The sequence below is a fragment of the Pedobacter miscanthi genome, from assembly GCF_032678605.1.
Taxonomy (GTDB): Bacteria; Bacteroidota; Bacteroidia; order Sphingobacteriales; family Sphingobacteriaceae; genus Pedobacter; species Pedobacter miscanthi_A.
Window position 1 is genome coordinate 101754 of sequence record NZ_JAVTSU010000013.1, and the last position, 17403, is coordinate 119156.

13 protein-coding genes are annotated in these 17403 nt (G+C 40.0%); 11 read left to right on the forward strand and 2 right to left on the reverse strand.

The window, feature by feature from the left end; all coding sequences use genetic code 11:
• The first annotated feature begins 9 nt into the window (after positions 1-9).
• The gene (pruA, locus tag R2R28_RS19365) at positions 10-1644 is read left to right on the forward strand and encodes an L-glutamate gamma-semialdehyde dehydrogenase (RefSeq protein WP_316827329.1); all 1635 of its coding nucleotides are present in this window, start codon (positions 10-12) and stop codon (positions 1642-1644) included.
• Positions 1645-1820: 176 nt separating this feature from the next.
• The gene (locus tag R2R28_RS19370; RefSeq protein ID WP_316827330.1) at positions 1821-3329 is read left to right on the forward strand and encodes an arylsulfatase; all 1509 of its coding nucleotides are present in this window, start codon (positions 1821-1823) and stop codon (positions 3327-3329) included.
• A gap of 141 nt (positions 3330-3470) precedes the next feature.
• On the opposite strand, the gene R2R28_RS19375 is transcribed toward R2R28_RS19370, so the two are convergent.
• Positions 3471-4349 (reverse strand): AraC family transcriptional regulator, encoded by an 879-nt coding sequence (locus R2R28_RS19375; protein WP_316827331.1) that lies wholly within the window; start codon positions 4347-4349, stop codon positions 3471-3473.
• A 170-nt stretch (positions 4350-4519) separates the two neighbouring features.
• Here R2R28_RS19375 and R2R28_RS19380 point away from each other — a divergent pair, with 170 nt between their 5' ends.
• The 9 genes from R2R28_RS19380 (at position 4520) to R2R28_RS19420 (ending at position 16682) form a co-directional block, all read left to right on the forward strand.
• The gene (locus R2R28_RS19380) at positions 4520-5284 is read left to right on the forward strand and encodes an SDR family oxidoreductase (protein WP_316827332.1); all 765 of its coding nucleotides are present in this window, start codon (positions 4520-4522) and stop codon (positions 5282-5284) included.
• A gap of 6 nt (positions 5285-5290) precedes the next feature.
• On the forward strand, positions 5291-6508 hold the full coding sequence (locus R2R28_RS19385; protein ID WP_316827333.1) for an enolase C-terminal domain-like protein: 1218 nt from the start codon (positions 5291-5293) through the stop codon (positions 6506-6508).
• Between the two features lie 23 nt (positions 6509-6531).
• The gene (locus R2R28_RS19390) at positions 6532-8184 is read left to right on the forward strand and encodes a sodium:solute symporter (RefSeq protein WP_316827334.1); all 1653 of its coding nucleotides are present in this window, start codon (positions 6532-6534) and stop codon (positions 8182-8184) included.
• Between the two features lie 7 nt (positions 8185-8191).
• Positions 8192-9493 (forward strand): alpha-L-fucosidase, encoded by a 1302-nt coding sequence (locus R2R28_RS19395; RefSeq protein ID WP_316827335.1) that lies wholly within the window; start codon positions 8192-8194, stop codon positions 9491-9493.
• A 17-nt stretch (positions 9494-9510) separates the two neighbouring features.
• Positions 9511-9936 (forward strand): L-rhamnose mutarotase, encoded by a 426-nt coding sequence (locus R2R28_RS19400; protein WP_316827336.1) that lies wholly within the window; start codon positions 9511-9513, stop codon positions 9934-9936.
• A 71-nt stretch (positions 9937-10007) separates the two neighbouring features.
• The gene (locus tag R2R28_RS19405) at positions 10008-12431 is read left to right on the forward strand and encodes a glycoside hydrolase family 95 protein (RefSeq protein WP_316827337.1); all 2424 of its coding nucleotides are present in this window, start codon (positions 10008-10010) and stop codon (positions 12429-12431) included.
• Positions 12432-12514: 83 nt separating this feature from the next.
• Entirely contained in the window at positions 12515-14659 is a 2145-nt protein-coding gene (locus tag R2R28_RS19410; RefSeq protein WP_316827338.1) for an alpha-galactosidase, read from the forward strand.
• 7 nt (positions 14660-14666) lie between these two features.
• Positions 14667-16316, forward strand: coding sequence for a glycoside hydrolase family protein (locus R2R28_RS19415; RefSeq protein ID WP_316827339.1), 1650 nt, complete (start codon positions 14667-14669; stop codon positions 16314-16316).
• Positions 16317-16421: 105 nt separating this feature from the next.
• Positions 16422-16682: a hypothetical protein gene (locus R2R28_RS19420; protein WP_316827340.1), complete on the forward strand. Its 261-nt coding sequence runs from the start codon at positions 16422-16424 to the stop codon at positions 16680-16682.
• A gap of 63 nt (positions 16683-16745) precedes the next feature.
• Here the strand turns inward: R2R28_RS19420 and can are convergent, their stop codons facing one another.
• The gene (gene can / locus R2R28_RS19425) at positions 16746-17402 is read right to left on the reverse strand and encodes a carbonate dehydratase (protein WP_316827341.1); all 657 of its coding nucleotides are present in this window, start codon (positions 17400-17402) and stop codon (positions 16746-16748) included.
• Position 17403 lies beyond the last annotated feature (1 nt).

Below are 17403 nucleotides of genomic sequence, written 5' to 3' on the forward strand. Positions count from 1 at the left end.
AAATAAAATATGCTTAAAGGATTTTTTAACGTACCTACCCCGGTTAACGAGCCCATTAATAGCTATGCGCCAGGCACAAAAGAACGTTCGCTTTTAAAAGAGGCCATTGCTGAGGCGCGTTCTAAACAGTTGGATATTCCAATGTTTATTGGCGGAAAAGAAATACATACTGAAAATAAAAAGAAAGTAGTAGCTCCTCACGATCATCAACACGTACTGGCAACATTTAGCTATGGCGATAAAGATCATGTAAAACAGGCCATAGATGCCGCTTTAGCTGCAAAAGCTGATTGGGAAGCTTTAGCCTGGGAACACAGGGCTGCCATTTTTATGAAAGCTGCAGATTTGATTGCTACAAAATACCGCTATCAAATTAATGCGGCAACCATGCTTGGCCAAAGTAAAAATGCTTATCAGGCAGAAATTGATTCTGCTTGCGAGTTAATTGATTTCTTACGTTTTAACGTAAGTTATATGCAGGATATTTATGGTCAGCAACCACCAGTATCGCCAAATGGCATGTGGAACAGAACCGAACAACGTCCTTTAGAGGGTTTTATATTTGCTTTAACACCTTTCAACTTTACAGCAATTGCGGGTAATTTACCGGCTTCTGTAGCGATGATGGGTAATGTTGTAGTTTGGAAACCCGCCGATACCCAGGTATATGCAGCCAATGTAATTATGCAGGTTTTCCGCGAAGCAGGCCTACCTGATGGTGTAATTAACCTTATTTTTGCAGATGGTCCAGAGGTTGGTGATGTGATTTTTAATCATGCCGATTTTGCTGGTATCCACTTTACCGGTTCTACCAAAGTTTTTCAGGAAATCTGGAAAACAATTGGAACAAATATCCACAAGTACAGGTCATATCCTCGTATTGTAGGTGAAACCGGTGGTAAAGATTTTATCCTCGTTCACCCAAGTGCTGATGTTGCAGCTTCTGCTACGGCTATTGTAAGGGGTGCTTTTGAGTATCAGGGACAAAAATGTTCTGCTGCCAGTCGTACCTATATTCCAGCAAGCATTTGGCCTGAAATTAAGAAATTAATAATCAGAGATCTGGCTTCATTTAAAATGGGCGGAACAGAAGATTTCAGCAATTTCATTAATGCTGTAATTGATGAGCGCTCTTTCGATAAACTGGCTAAATACATTGATCAGGCTAAAAAAGATAAAGGTGTAGAAGTAATTGCCGGTGGTAACTACGATAAAACCAAAGGATATTTTATTGAGCCAACTATTTTAGTGGTTGATGATCCGAAATATACAACCATGTGCGAAGAACTATTTGGTCCGGTTTTAAGCGTTTACGTATATGCAGATAAAGATTTTGACCAGATTTTAGAAATAATCGACACTACTTCTCCTTATGCATTAACAGGGGCTATTTTATCGCAGGATAGATATGCGATTGAAAAAGCCAGTTACGCTTTGCGCAACTCTGCCGGTAACTTTTACATTAACGATAAATGTACTGGTGCTGTAGTAGGACAACAACCATTTGGTGGTGCAAGAGGATCGGGTACAAACGATAAAGCCGGTGCAATGATAAATTTATTGCGTTGGGTTTCTCCACGTACCATTAAAGAAACTTTTAATCCTCCAACTGATTACCGCTACCCATTTTTAGCAGAAGATTAATATTTAACATATCAAGGCCAGGCATTAATGTTTGGCCTTTTTTTTGTGAGCAATCGAGAAAAGCGATTGTATCACTTAATACAAAAATCACATTAAAAATGTGAATCTTACAAATCCACGCTCGCTACAAACGAGGATGATTAAGGTCGTTTTAAAACTTCAACAATTTTCTAACCATGAACCACAAATTTCTACTATCCATTGCTGTATGCCTGGCCAGTTTTAACTTTTATGCATCTGCCCAAAAGAAACCCAATGTCATTATCATTTATGCCGACGATTTAGGCTATGGCGACCTCAGCTGTTATGGCGCCACAAAAATAAAAACCCCAAATATTGATGCATTGGCTAAACAGGGACTAAGGTTTACCAATGGTCACGCTACTGCATCAACCTGTACCCCTTCGCGTTATTCGTTAATGACGGGCAGGTATGCCTGGCGCAAAAAAGGAACTGGTGTTTTACCCGGCGATGCGGCTTTGATAGTACCAACGGATAATTCCTCACTCCCTTCAATTTTTCAGCAGGCAGGTTATAAAACCGGCTTAGTAGGCAAATGGCATTTAGGTTTAGGTACTGCGGTAGAAAAAGACTGGAACAAGGAAGTAAAACCAGGGCCGAAAGAAGTAGGTTTTGATTATTCGTTTATTTTTCCGGCAACTGCCGACAGGGTGCCGACCGTTTTTATGGAAAACCAACTGGTAGTAGGCTTAGATGCAAATGATCCAATTAAGGTTGATTATAAAAACCAGGTAGGTACTGATCCAACCGGGAAAGAGCATCCCGAATTGTTAAAAATGCCGGCAGAAGCTAATCACGGGCACAATATGACCATTGTAAACGGCATAGGCCGAATTGGTTACATGCAAGGTGGCAAACTGGCACGATGGACAGATGAGGAATTACCTTTTACCTTTTTAACCAAAGCCAAAAACTTTATCGAAGACCATAAACAAGAACCGTTTTTTCTATACTATGCTTTAACCGAACCTCATGTACCGCGCTTACCAGCCACCATGTTTAAGGGTAAAAGCGAATTGGGTTACCGGGGTGATGTAATTTTACAACTCGATTGGGCGGTTGGTGAAATCACAAAACAACTGAAATACCTCGGACTTGACAAAAATACGATGATTATTTTCAGCAGCGACAACGGTCCGGTAATTATGGATGGTTATGAGGACCAGGGTGCTGAGAAATTGAACGGACATACACCTGCAGGCCAGCTGCGTGGTGGAAAATACAGTATTTTGGAGGGTGGCACCCGCGAACCTTTTATTGTTTCGTGGCCATCGAAAATTAAACCCGGTGTTTCTGGTGCTTTGGTATCGCAGATCGATTTTCTTGCTTCATTTGCCAGCTTTTTTAACCTGGAAACCAAAAATGCCATCGACAGTAAAAATGTATGGAATGCCCTTACAGGAAAAGACCAAGAGGGACGTGATTTCTATATCGAACAAAGCAACCAGCTGGCCATTGTTAAAGATAACTGGAAATACATCAGGCCATCAAAAGGAGAAGCATATTACAAGCTTACCCATACCGATACCGGCAACCTGCCCGTTGCCCAGTTATATAATTTAGCCGACGACCTGAGAGAGAGAAATAACCTGGCGTTAAAGTATCCCGAAAAAATAAAAGAACTGGAAACTTTATTAAGTGCAGAGGAAGCCAGGACGAAGTAGGAAAATAGCATTTAACGGCAATAAATATAGAATAATCGTCATTGCTAGGGAAGGCTTTTTCAGCCGACTGCTCGTCCCGATTTTCGGGAGCAATGACGAGCCTTTCTATTGAAGTCTGATATTGATAGCCTGGTCAAAGCATTACCCAACCACCAACATCTTCTTATACTCCTTCGGGGTAATTCCCTTAGCCAGTTTAAAAAATTTATTAAAGCTGGAAAGGTTGTTAAAACCGCAGGAATAGGCCAGTTCGCTAATCTGTTGATCGCTTTGCGCCATTAACTTACAGGCATGCCCAATTCGTACTTCGTTTACAAAAGTGACAAAAGTTTTTTGCGTACGATTTTTAAAATACCGGCAAAAAGCCTGTTTATTCATGTTTGTCATTTCAGCCGCCACATGAAGCAAAATCTCCTGATTAAAATTATCAAAAACGTACTTTAAAATTTTATCCATCCTGTCGTTATCCTTCAACTGGTAACTGTTTGTATAACCCGGACTGGTTAAAAGCTGGTAATCTTTGGTTGAGCAAAGCAGGTTTAAAATTTCAAGTACACCAATTAAACGCCCGATTTCATCAGTTTGGGATACCACTTTAAGCATCAGTTCTTTTAATGGTATTTTTACAGCATCACCAAATTTCATCCCTCTTTTAGCCAGTTGGAAAAAATTTTTAATCCGCTGAACATTGTCGGGTTCCTTAAAAAGATCAAGAATTTTATCGGGATGTATAAAGATAGAAACCGACCGTGCATGGCCTTTCAGGTCTGCATCGCTAAAATATTGATTGCTGTTATGCCAAACATGTGGCAGGTTAGATCCTACCAGAATAAGCTCGTTGCAATTAAAATCTTCAATGCTGTCGCCAATCATCCTCCGGCCCTCGCTTTCGATGGTGTAGGTAAGCTGGCACTCCTCATGAAAATGAAACTCGGTAGAGAAATATGGTGCATCAACTACCTTTAAACCGTATACACCGTTTATTTTACCATCCAGTATTTTAGTAAAAACAGGCTTCATAATAGCATGTAAACTTTTAAAATAACCATAAAAAACATCAATATTACCTTAATACCATCACAATATAGCAATAAAAGCTAATATCGCATTAGTATTAGCGAACCCTATCTCAGTTGTTTTAGATTTTCATCAATAACTTAGTTTAACATTAACCAAATATTAACAGAGGCATGCTCGAAAATAAAATTATCGTACTTACCGGTGGTGGCGATGGTATTGGATGGGAATGTGCAAAAGCTTATACCAAAGCAGGTGCTACCATTTGCATTATCGATAAAAATCCATTGGATGAAGACAAGCTTAAAGCACTTAAAAAAGCAGAAAAACTAATATTAACCTGCAATTTAACCGACGAAGTTGAGGTAGCAGCTGCATTTAATACCATTATCGAAAAATATGGCCGGATAGATGCTATCCATAACAATGCTGCCATTGCCCACCCTTCAAAAACACTGGATGAAACCAGCAATGCAGAATGGGATTTACTGATGAACGTAAATTTAAAAAGCATTTTATATACCACCCGTTATGGAATAGCACATTTAAAAAAATCGCAGGGTTGTATTTTAAATACCAGTTCGATGGTGGGCAGTATCGGGCAAGATAATCATGCTGTTTATGTGGCCACCAAAGGCGCAATAAATGCACTTACCAAAGCAATGGCGCTAGATTACGCCCCATTTAAGATCCGCGTTAATGCAGTATCGCCCGCAGCCGTAAACACGCCAACCCTGCAGGCCTGGAGCCAGGAACAAGCCAATAAAGAACAGATTGAACAATACCTGAATAAATTGCAGCCTTTGGGCATTATGCCGGCCGGCGATGTAATTGCTGACGCCTGCGTTTTCTTGCTAAGCAATGCTGCCCGTTTTATTACCGGAACCATTTTACCGGTTAGCGGTGGTGCAGAATTAGGGTACAGAACTATAATATAACGCAATATGATTGATAAAATACAGATACACGATAAAAGATTCGAACTTGCTACCGGTGCCGGAAGTGATGCCATCCACAAAGATCCTCAATACTCTTACGCAGTAACACAACTTACCGAAAATGGTAAAACAGGAACAGGTTTGGCTTTTACCCTAGGTGCAGGTAATGAGCTGGTTTGCAGCGCTGCCAAATTTTATGCCGATACTTTAAAAGGAATTGAAATAGAGGAATTGATGGGGAATTTCGGACAAACCTTTAAAACCTTATCAAACGAGCAACAATTTAGGTGGTTGGGGCCGCATAAAGGTATAGTGCATCTGGGCTTAGCCTCGGTAACCAATGCCTGCTACGATCTTTGGGCAAAAAAACGTGGCGTTCCGCTCTGGAAATTACTCATCAACCTTAGTCCGGAAGAAATAGTAAATACCCTCGATTTATCTTACCTGGAAGATGTGCTCAGCAGAGAAGAAGCCATTGAAATGCTGCAAGCGAAGGTTGATCAGAAAAAATCCAGAGAAGGCATATTGGATACAGGCTACCCAGGTTACGATACTTCGGTAGGCTGGTTTAATTATGATGACGAAAAAGTACGCGAAAACTGTAAAAAAGCAATCGACAACGGTTTTACCGCCATGAAATTAAAAGTTGGTTCTGCAGATCCGAAACGCGATATCCGCAGGGCAAATATTGTAAGGGAGGTTGTCGGAGATAACTCGAAAGTAATGCTCGATGCCAACCAGCAATGGACTTTACCCCAGGCCATATCCATCTGCAACGAATTAAAAAACATGAATCCTTACTGGGTTGAAGAACCTACCCATCCAGATGATGTTCTGGCCCATCAAACGCTTGCAAAAGCCATTGCCCCTGTAAAACTGGCGCTGGGCGAGCATGTGCCTAACCGTGTAATTTTTAAAAACTATTTACAAACGGGCTGCACCAGTTTCGCCCAGGTTGATGCTGTACGCGTAGGTGGGATTAGTGAGTTTATCACCATCAGTTTAATGTGTAAAAAATTTGGGGTCCCGGTGGTACCACACGTTGGCGATATGGGGCAGTTACACCAGCACCTGGTTTTGTTTAACCACATTGCCATGGGGCACGAAGCGTTATTTTTAGAACATATCCCCCATTTAAAACAACATTTTGTAAATCCTATTAAGATTGAAAATGGGGTGTATCTTACACCACAGGAAGCTGGAAGCAGCTGCGACCTGAAATAAAATTCTATTAAAAAAAACCAAATATGATCAGTACCATAGATATTGTAATCACCATAGCCTACATCTTATTTATTGTTACCATAGGCCTGTGGACGGGTACAAGAAAGAAAAAAGATCAGGAAACCACCAGTGGTGAATATTTTCTGGCAGGCAAAAGCCTGAAGTGGCCGATGATTGGTTTAGCCTTATTTGCAACCAATATTTCGTGTTTGCATTTAGTCAGTTTGGCACAAAGTGGTTTTGATAGCGGCCTTTTAAACGGCAATTTCGAATGGATGGCAGCCTTTACCCTTATCCTGTTGGCCCTGTTGTTTATTCCATTTTATATCCGATCTGGCATTTCTACCCTGCCCGATTTTTTAGAACGACGATATAACCGGGCCTGCAGGGATTGGCTGGCCTTTATTTCTATCCTATCGGCCATTATTATCCACATTGCCTTTTCCTTTTTAGCAGGAGGCATTGTACTCGAAACTTTATTTGGCATCAACATGTACACCAGCATTATCGTTATAGCTACACTAACCGGTTTGTACACCATAATTGGTGGCTTAAAAGCGGTTGTAGTTACCGAAACCATCCAAAGTTTGGTACTCATTACGGGTGCCATCATCATCACCATATTTGCCTGGAATAAAGTTGGTGGCTGGGAGCATATGACGGTGTTGTTGCAAAAAGAAAATGCCATGGATAAGATCAGCATGTTGCGGCCCATAGGCGATAAAAGCGGCATGAGCTGGGTTGCTGTGTTTTTGGGTTATCCTGTTCTGGGGATCTGGTACTGGTGTGCCGATCAAACCATTGTGCAGCGTGTATTGGGTGCAAAAGATGAGAACCATGCACGTGTTGGTGCATTATTTTGCGGTTTTATAAAAATCCTGCCTGTTTTCATCTTCGTTCTTCCCGGCCTTTTTGCCTATGCTTTATATAAATCGGGTTCAATGGATTTATCGAGCCTGCAAACCGTTGGCGCTAAAGGCGAAACGGTACTTAACACTAAGGGCATTTATACTTTAATGATTACCCAGCTTTTGCCTAAAGGTTTGGTGGGCATTTTAGTGGCCGCACTCCTATCGGGATTGATGAGCCAGATTGCCGGAGCACTAAATTCTATTGCAACGTTAAGTAGTTACGATTTGTATAAACGCTTTAAACCACAAACTACCGATAAACAATTGGTAAATGTAGGCCGTTGGTCGGCGGGCATTGCCCTTTTGGTTTCCATTGCCTTATTACCACTATTAAACAGTTACCAAAGTTTGTTCGAGGGCATAAACGATGTAATTGCACACATTGCCCCTCCCATTACCTGTGTGTTTTTATTGGGCGTATTCTGGAAAAAAGCATCGGCAAAAAGCGCACAATATACGCTCCTCATCGGTTCAATTTTAGGCGTAGGCGTATTTATCGTTAACAAGTTATACGGTACCGAAACTTTCATCGGTGAAATTCCATTTATGATGATGGCATTTTATCTTTTTTGTGCGTGTGTGTTTGTTCAGGTATTATTTTCTTATCTCTACCCGGTAAAACATACTGCACAAAGCGAAGTGCTTTACTGGAAATCGGTATGGGAACCGCTAAAAAGCAAGGGCTGGAATGGTATTGGCAATTACAAAGCACTATCAGCACTTTTACTGTTAATTATGGCTGTTTTATATGTTTATTTTAAATAAAATCGATATGAAAAAAAGTTTCTTGTTTCTTATTGCATGGATAGCATTTTTCGCTGTTGGTGCACAAACCAAAAACAGTAAATCATTACCCATAAACGATTTTATGGATAAACGTTTCGGTATGTTTATCCATTGGGGCCCGGTAAGTTTGCGGGGTACGGAAATTGGCTGGAGCCGTGGCGACCAGGTAGCGATAGAAGATTATGACAATTTATATAAGGAATTTGATCCTCTTCTTTTTGATGCCGACGCCATTGTAAAAACAGCAAAAGATGCGGGTATGAAATACCTCACCATTACTGCCCGCCATCATGATGGTTTCTGTTTATGGCCAAGTGCTTACACAGATTACGATATTGCGCATACGCCCTACAAAAAGGATATTGTTGGTGCATTAAATGAAGCCTGTAAAAAGCAGGGAATTAAATTTTGCATCTATTACTCGGTATTGGACTGGCACCATCCCGATTATCCGATCCATTCGCCGAAAAATCAAAATATCGATCCAAAATCAGACATGGGCCGTTATCGGGCCTATATGAAAAATGAGTTAAAAGAACTGATTACCAAATACGATCCTTATATGCTCTGGTTTGACGGACAATGGGAAAAACCATGGACAGATGAAATGGGAAAAGATTTATATGCTTATCTCAAAAAATTAAAACCAGATGTAATTATCAATAACAGGCTTGGAAAAGAGTTTGCAGCCATGGAAAATAAAAATATTGATACTTCTAAAATGGTAGGCGATTACGACACGCCTGAACAAGTTGTTGGTAAACTCAATATGACCACCCCTTGGGAAAGCTGTTTCACCATTTGCAACCAATGGGCATGGAAACCAAACGATAAAATGAAAACCTTAAAGCAATGTCTCGACATTATTTCGAAAACAGCAGGTGGTAATGGTAATCTTTTATTAAATGTTGGCCCAATGCCTGATGGTAGGATCGAAGCCCGACAGGTTAAGCGTTTAAAAGAAATCGGGGATTGGTTAAAAATTAACGGAGAAGCCATTTATGGCACATTAGGTGGGCCTTACCAACCTAATAATGATTATGCAACAACCCGGAAAGGCAATAAAATCTACCTACACGTGCTCAATACCGACTTGAATAAACTAAACTTAAAAACCATTACAAATAGAAAGGTAAAAAAAGTATATCTCTTAAACGGACAATCAATCAATATTACGCAGCTCGATGATATTGCGATACAACTTCCTGCCAGTGAGCTTGCAAAATTAAATTACGTCATCGTTTTAGAGTTAAACGGGAATGCAGAAGATATTCAAATTATAAAATAGTTGTAAATAATAACAGTATGAAAAACCCAAAAACATTCTATTGTTCAGTATTCATTCCATTATTATTCCTCTTCGCGTGTAACTCAACAAGCAAAACAAACCTTTCCGGATCAAATCAGCCAGATACCGTTCAGCATATAAAACGTTATGGATCAATAACAGGTTTAAAACCCGAAAAAATTGCTGACTATAAAAAATTACATGCTGCGGCGTGGCCCGGCGTACTTAAGAAAATCAGCGAATGTAACATCAAAAACTATTCAATATATTTAAAAGAAATAGAGGGAAAAACATACCTTTTCAGCTACTTTGAATATACTGGAAGCGATTTTGCCTCCGACATGAAGAAAATGGCTGCCGACAAAACCACACAGCGTTGGTGGAAAGAAACAGCACCTATGCAAATTCCCTTGCCCAATGCCGCAGCAAAAGGCGAAACCTGAAGTAGCATGGAGGAAGTTTTTCACCATAACTAATATCCGTTAACGAATACCTCATCTCAATCTTAACAATAATGAAGAAAACAGTTATCTTATTATTTTTTATATTAACCTGTGCCGCGGCAAAAGTCTGGTCGCAGTCGAACCACAATGACAAAATCTGGTTTTCTACTCCTGCAAGCGCCAGTATCAAAGACAATACTAATGGATGGAAAAGTGATCCGGAATGGCTAAAAGCACTTCCTGTTGGCAACGGTTTTTTAGGTGCCATGGTATTTGGTGATGTGAACCAGGAACGGATACAGCTTAACGAAAAATCTTTGTGGAGCGGAAGCCAGCAAGACAGCGACAACCCCGAAGCGGCTAAATATATCCCTGAAATACGAAATCTTCTTTTTAAAGGAAAATATAAGGAAGCAGCCGAATTAACCAATAAAACCCAAATTTGTAAAGGTAAAGGTAGCGGGCAAGGTAATGGGGCTACAGTGCCCTTTGGCTGTTACCAAACTTTAGGTGATTTACGCCTGGATTTTGGCAAAAAATCTACTTTTAAAAACTACTATCGCGAACTCGACCTGAATACAGGAATAGCCTTAACCAGTTATGAGCAAGATGGCATAAAATACAAAAGAGAGGTTTTTTCCAGCTTCCCCGACCGCGCATTAGTAATTAGATTAACTGCGGATAAACCAAATTCTTTATCTTTTTCTCTATCACTGGATAGGCCGGAAAGATTTAAAACCCTTGCAGAAAATGACCGCTTGGTAATGAGTGGTATTTTAAACAATGGTAAAAATGGCGATGGGATGCATTATAAAACGTATGCCACTCCACAGCTTAACGGCGGAACAATTAAAGTTAATGGCCATGCATTAAAAATTTCAAGGGCAACTTCGGTTACCATTATATTAACGGCAGCTACAAACTACCGTTTACACTATCCTGATTATACCAATGCAAATTTTGAAAGCGAATTAAATGCTGTAACTAAAAATGCAAAGGCCAAAAATTATGATTTATTGCGTAAAAGGCATGTAGCCGATTTTTCATCCTTCATGAAAAGATCTGCATTACAATTAAATAACAGTACCAATAACCTGCCCACAAACGAGTTAATGGCCAGAAATGTTCAGACCCAAAATGAATCGGCCTTATATGGCCTGTATTATCAATTTGGCCGTTACCTTTTATTATCATCATCCCGTAATGGAAGCTTGCCTGCAAACTTACAAGGTATCTGGGCCAACCAGATCCAAACACCTTGGAATGGTGATTACCATACCGATATTAATGTACAGATGAATTATTGGCCTGCAGAAGTGACTAATCTTTCCGAATGTCATGATCAGTTGGTTAACCTGGTATCATCGTTATTAGAGCCAGGAAAACGTACAGCCAAAATACAATACCAAATGAATGGCTGGGTATTGCATCCCATTACAAATGTTTGGGGTTATACCTCTCCCGGAGAACACCCAAGCTGGGGCATGCACATAGGCGGCGGCGGGTGGATCTGTCAGCACTTATGGGAACATTATGCCTTCACCAAAGACAAAAATTATTTAGTAAAGGTATTTCCGATCCTTAAAGAAGCAAGTAAGTTTTACTTAGATTGGCTGGTAAAAGATCCAAAAACGGGTAAACTCATATCAGGTCCTTCTCCATCGCCCGAAAATTCATTCCAGGCCCCGGATGGCGCCAAAGTGCAGATCAGTATGGGCCCTACCCATGATCAGGAAGTAATTTATGAATTGTTTAACAATACCTTAAATGCTGCGGCTATTCTAAAAAACACTGATACCGGCTTTCTAAAAAAAATAAGTGATGCAAAACAAAACCTGGCTCGTCCAAAAATAGGTTCGGATGGAAGATTGATGGAATGGGCTGAAGAATTTAAAGAACTGGAAGTACAACATCGTCATTTATCACATTTATATGCCTTATACCCAGGTAATGAAATCACGACAGATAAAACACCCCAACTGGCAGAAGCTGTAAAAAAATCGTTGGAAATGAGGGGTGATGCAGGTGTGGGATGGACATACGCCTGGAAAATTGCACTTTGGGCAAGGCTAAACGACGGAAACAGGGCTTTTAAAATATTAAATGCACAACTGCGTCCTACTGCCGATACAGATACGAAATATGATCAGGGCGGTGGCAGTTATTATAATTTGTTCGATGCCTGCCCTCCTTTTCAAATAGATGGAAATTTCGGTGTAATTGCCGGCATGGCCGAAATGTTGATGCAAAGCCATGAAGATTTTATATCCTTATTACCTGCTTTGCCGGCGGCATGGAAAGATGGATCGATAAAAGGTTTAGTAGCAAGAGGCGGTTTTGATGTGGATATGAAATGGCAAAATGGACAACTTCAGTCTGCCACCGTTTTATCCAAAAAAGGGGGACTTTGCACAATCGGTTATCAGGGAAAAAAAGTTACCTTACAAACTAAAGCTGGCCAGCATTATCAAATTGGTGCTACAGATTTCAAATAATTAAAGTCAATTGTAATTTTAAATATATGCAATCGATAATATTCGTCAGATTATTTCTCACGGCGCTGTTCATTTTTAATTTTTTGGACCTTACAGCTCAAGAAACACCTTTAGCCTATTCGCCCGATATAGAAAGCTTAAGCACATCCGATTGGCTTGTAAGTCAGAACAAACATCCGGCGCAGGTTTTTTATACAGCAGATAAAAAGGGAATAGTTCTTTTTAACGGATTGATAAAACGTGTATTTACACTGTCGCCTGGTTTAGCCTGTATCGATTTCAAAAACATGAGTAATGGCCAGCAGTTGATCCGATCAATAAAACCCGAGGCCAAAATTACCATAAATGGCAAAATTTATGATGTTGGCGGGCTTTCGGGACAAAAAGAAAATGCATACTTCCTAACGCAGTGGACGAATCAGCTTGATGTAAAAGCCGACTTCATTTATAAATCATTCCAAATAGATAGTTTAAAGCCTTACCTCAACTGGAAAAGTAGCACCTGGACCTTAAACAAGCAACAGGCAAAGGGTAAAATGCTCACGTTTAATTTTGAAAGTAATCAACCCGATTTAAAGGGCATCAGGATAAGTATACACTACGAACTTTATAATCATGCACCTGTAATTGTTAAATGGTTAAGTGTACAAAACAAAAGCGAAAAAGCAGTTAAAATAGACCGGGTGATCAATGAAATACTGGGCGTGGTTGAAGAAGAAAGCGCTGTGGTAGGTACTGAAGCGCAGATGAAAAAGCAACATGGCATTTACATCGAATCGAATTATGCTTTTAACAACTCCATGACTTATGAAATCAGCGACCAAACTACACACTGGAAAAAGGACACCACATATACTTCGCAGGTTAACTACGATTATAAAACCCCGGCTTTAGTAGAAATTTATCCTGAAAATGCGGCTGGAATTTTATTAAACCCCAAAGAAAATTTCAAATCTATCCGCACGCATGAACTCCTGATTGATACTTACGATCGCGAAAGAAAAGGCTTAATGATCAGGAAAATGTACCGTACTATTGCACCATGGACTACACAGAATCCTATTTTTATGCATCTGGTTAGTAAAAATGATGCCGAAGTGATTAATGCCATTACACAATGTGCAAATACCGGCTACGAAGCTTTAATTATGAGTTTTGGAAGTCACTGTAATATGGAAGATACCTCTGCAAAAAACATAAGCCATTGGAAAAATATAGCAGATATCGCACGGAAAAAAGGCATAGCCATTGGTAGTTATTCACTTTTTAGTTCCCGCCATATCAGCGAAGAAGATGATGTGGTAAATCCTAAAACGGGTAAAATTGGTGGTTCATTTTTTGGTAACGCTCCCTGCTTTGGTAGCAAATGGGGTTTAGCTTACCGCGACAAGATCAAATACTTTTTAACCAAAACCGGTTTTACCATTTGGGAAAATGATGGCCCCTATCCTGGCGATATTTGTGCATCAACCTCCCATCCCGGGCACCGCAACCAGGAAGATTCGCAATGGCGGCAAATGGAAATCCAAAAAGAACTTTACCACTGGTGCAACGAAAACGAAATTTATGTAAATGCACCCGATTGGTACCTGCTGGATGGGACAAACAAAGTTTCGATAGGTTACAGAGAAGTGAATTTCTCCTTACCACGTGAGCAGCAAAAAATTTTAAACAGGCAGAATATTTTTGACGGTAACTGGGAAAAAACACCCTCAATGAGCTGGGGTTTTGTGCCTTTAACTAAATATCAGGGCGGTGGCCCGGAAGCTATACTCGAACCTTTATCAGAACACCTTACTGATTATAAACAGTTGATGATGCAATATTATGGGGCGGGCGTGCAAGCTTGTTACCGCGGTCCCCGTTTATACGACACCGAAACAACCAAAAAAATGGTTATAGAAGTGATTGATTGGTATAAAAAGTACCGCAATATTTTAAATAGCGACCTGATCCATTTACGAAGGGCCGATGGAAGAGATTGGGATGGCTGGTTACATGTAAACCCAACGCTTAAACAAAAAGGACTTGCCATGGTATTCAATCCTTTAAAAGAAAAAATAACCAGGACAATCAAAATTCCTTTGTATTATACAGGCCTCACACAGTTTGCATCTGTTCGGATTAATGATGAAAAATCACAACAATTAACATTAAACAGGGCATACGAAATAGCAATACCAGTTACCCTTAACCCGGAAGAATATAAATGGATTACGATTGAATAACCTGATTATGAAAAAGCTACTACATTTTTTATTGTTCATTACGATTACCAACTACGTTAATGCGCAAATCACCGAACGGCCCCGTCCGGAAATCTGGAAGCAACTGAAAAAAGGTGGTGCTTTCAAAGACCGTTTTTTACCCATGCCCGATGGGAAATTGAGCAGCGATACCTGGGGGGCAAAAAATGTACTGCCGAGATATGTGGATAATGGCATTGAAGACAGGCAGCGATCTTACTGGTGTGGCGACATTATCAAAGCAAAAGATAATTTATATCATTTATATGTGGTTGGCTGGAAAGAAAGTGCCCCAAAGGGCCATTTCGAATGGCCAAAATCAATTATTTACCACGCTACAGCTCAAAGCTCTTTCGGTCCTTTCATGATTAAAGATACCATTGGCTATGGCCATAATGTAGATGCCTTTAGGGCAAAAAATGGTAAATTGGTATTGTACGCCATAGATAAAAATTATGTTGCCGACAACGAAAACGGTCCTTGGACAGCAGGGAAATTCAATTTTGATAAAAGAGACCGGCCCATTATAGAAGGGCTTTCTAACCTTACTTTTGCGCAGAGAACAGATGGCTCTTACCTGATGGTTTGCAGGGGCGGCGGAAGCTGGATTAGCGAATCTGGCCTATCAACCTATTATCAAATATCAAACAAAACTGCTTATCCAAATATAAAAGGAGAATTTGAAGATCCTGTAATTTGGCGTGATCATGTTCAGTATAACTTAATCGTAAACGACTGGCTTGGCCGGATTGCTTATTACCTGCGCTCAAAAGATGGGGTAAACTGGGTTACCGAAGCAGGCGAAGCTTATGTTCCGGGCATTTCTTTCCATCAGGATGGTTTGGTAGAAAGCTGGTTTAAATACGAAAGAATGCGTGTTTTTCAAGATCAATACGGTAGGGCAACACAAGCCAATTTTGCGGTTATTGATGCACAGAAAGAAGAAGATTTTGCCAACGACAACCATAGCTCTAAAAACATCGTAATCCCTTTAAATCCAGGGGTTTTAATTACCATGCTAACTAAAACCTTGCCCGATATTAAAACCAAAAACATTAAAATAAAAATTAAAGCCGAAAAGGGTTTTAATCCATACACAGATATTGATCTTAAATCGTTGCGTTTTGGCTCATCTGAAGTCGTAAATTTTGGTAAAGGCGCCAAAGTGACCGGTACAGAAAAATCGGGCAAAGATCTTATTTTAATTTTTAGCACAGCTGGTCTGACTTTAACCAAGGATGAATTTGCACCAAAACTGCTGGGCAAATACCGTTCAGGAAAAATGCTTTTCGGTTATACACGTGTGCCCTGGGTAAAATACGATGAAGCCATTTTAAGTGCGAGAAAACCCATTTTTAAAACCATTTCAGGACAACAAACAGCAGAAATAAATATAGAAAATTTTGGTTTAAGCACTTCGCAAAACAGTAAGATAGAACTTTATGCCAGCATCAATCAACAAGAGAAATTAGTAGCCAAAGGCGATATTCTACCTGTAGCTAAATATACAAGTATCATTAAAACATTCCCTGTAGGCAATACATTCGAGAAAGGGCAAAACTATGATTTTACCCTTTATATCATTAGTGGCAGTAACAGATCTTCCTTCAACTTTAAAGCTGTGCCAAACCAGCCTTAAAACAAGATAGTTTGCAATTTTCAGTTAACCAGTTAAACTTAACAAACCATGCTAAAACCAATTCATTGCTATGCTGTTCTATAATAAACATCTTAACTTAAGATTATGGAAAGCAAAACAGATAACAACGAAAATTTAGCCAATAAAAAGGCAGATAATGCTGCAGATAAAACCAATATGCCCGATCAGCAGGTGCCACGCCACCGCAGCAACGATAACGAAAAGAAAAACACGATAGAAACTGAGGCAGGCAACCTGGGCAGAGATTTCGGAATGGGCGATTTTGGTTCAGAAGAGGCTCGCGAAGATGCCGAAAAAGGCAATAAGGGCCATGCCGGCAATATGCCAAACAGCACAGAAAAATAAAAGCCCCCGATGTAACATCGGGGACTTTCCCTAACAACTAAAAAATAACACCTATGGAGTGTTTTATCCTACTTTAAACGCTGGGGCAACATCATCAAGACAAGTACAGGTTACTTTTAAGTCTTTAATAATCCCAGTTTTTAAGCTATAAACCCATGCATGTACCGCTAACTCTTGTCCGTTAGCCCATGCACTTTGTACAATGGAAGTATTGGTTACGTTTGCGGCACCTTCAATGGCATTTAATTCAACTAAGCGGTCAAAACGCTGATCCGGATCTTTGATTGTAGCCATCTCACGTTCGTGGGTACGGTACACATCGCGGATATTTCTTAACCAGTTATCGATAATACCAACCTGTTTATTGCCTAAAGCAGCTTTAACGCCACCGCAGCCATAATGGCCACAAACAATAACATGTTTTACTTTTAATACATTGATCGAATAATCGAGTACTGAAAGCAGGTTCATATCAGTATGTACCACTACGTTGGCAATGTTTCTGTGAACGAAAATATCGCCTGGTCTGGTATTGGTAATCTGGTTTGCTGGCACACGGCTATCAGAACAGCCAATCCACAGTACTGGTGGGCTCTGACCTTCAGAAAGTTTATCGAAAAAGGCAGGATCGTTATCAATCGTATCTTTAACCCAATCTTTATTACCTTGTAACAAGCTATCGTATGTTATATCTTTCGTATCTATTGTTTTTGCGCACATA

What these genes read in the sequence shown, in the direction of transcription:
- R2R28_RS19370 (WP_316827330.1), top strand. Translation starts at nt 1,821, where the DNA reads ATGAACCACAAATTTCTACTATCCATTGCTGTATGCCTGGCCAGTTTT.
- pruA (WP_316827329.1), top strand. Translation starts at nt 10, where the DNA reads ATGCTTAAAGGATTTTTTAACGTACCTACCCCGGTTAACGAGCCCATT.
- R2R28_RS19390 (WP_316827334.1), top strand. Translation starts at nt 6,532, where the DNA reads ATGATCAGTACCATAGATATTGTAATCACCATAGCCTACATCTTATTT.
- R2R28_RS19415 (WP_316827339.1), top strand. Translation starts at nt 14,667, where the DNA reads ATGAAAAAGCTACTACATTTTTTATTGTTCATTACGATTACCAACTAC.
- R2R28_RS19405 (WP_316827337.1), top strand. Translation starts at nt 10,008, where the DNA reads ATGAAGAAAACAGTTATCTTATTATTTTTTATATTAACCTGTGCCGCG.
- R2R28_RS19385 (WP_316827333.1), top strand. Translation starts at nt 5,291, where the DNA reads ATGATTGATAAAATACAGATACACGATAAAAGATTCGAACTTGCTACC.
- R2R28_RS19395 (WP_316827335.1), top strand. Translation starts at nt 8,192, where the DNA reads ATGAAAAAAAGTTTCTTGTTTCTTATTGCATGGATAGCATTTTTCGCT.
- can (WP_316827341.1), bottom strand. Translation starts at nt 17,402, where the DNA reads ATGTGCGCAAAAACAATAGATACGAAAGATATAACATACGATAGCTTG.
- R2R28_RS19380 (WP_316827332.1), top strand. Translation starts at nt 4,520, where the DNA reads ATGCTCGAAAATAAAATTATCGTACTTACCGGTGGTGGCGATGGTATT.
- R2R28_RS19420 (WP_316827340.1), top strand. Translation starts at nt 16,422, where the DNA reads ATGGAAAGCAAAACAGATAACAACGAAAATTTAGCCAATAAAAAGGCA.
- R2R28_RS19400 (WP_316827336.1), top strand. Translation starts at nt 9,511, where the DNA reads ATGAAAAACCCAAAAACATTCTATTGTTCAGTATTCATTCCATTATTA.
- R2R28_RS19375 (WP_316827331.1), bottom strand. Translation starts at nt 4,349, where the DNA reads ATGAAGCCTGTTTTTACTAAAATACTGGATGGTAAAATAAACGGTGTA.